Consider the following 265-nt stretch of genomic DNA (forward strand, 5'->3'; position numbering starts at 1 on the left):
CCCCGAACTCCCAAATAAAACGGTAACATACTGAGCAGGATCGGCAATGAATTGAGTCAGTTTTGTCGATACAAATTCAATTACATCTCCGAATTCTTGTTCGCGCGGACAAATATCGGGGACTACTTGTGCGTGTTTGACACTTGCCGTCGTAGTGGCAGGGCCCGGATTGAGTAAGATGTTTCGTTTTATGTTTTTCAATCTGAATCACACTCGAATGGGCCATAATTTTTTTGAAGATAGTGGCGAAGCCTTTCCTTCACTG

1 pseudogene is annotated in these 265 nt (G+C 43.8%); it reads right to left on the reverse strand.

From position 1 onward, the window contains the following. Positions 1–201 (reverse strand): annotated as a pseudogene (locus SB773_RS32395) (2-aminoethylphosphonate--pyruvate aminotransferase); the annotation flags it as partial. Positions 202–265 lie beyond the last annotated feature (64 nt).

This window comes from Bacillus sp. SIMBA_074, from assembly GCF_046534555.1.
GTDB lineage: Bacteria > Bacillota > Bacilli > Bacillales > Bacillaceae_G > Bacillus_A > Bacillus_A mycoides.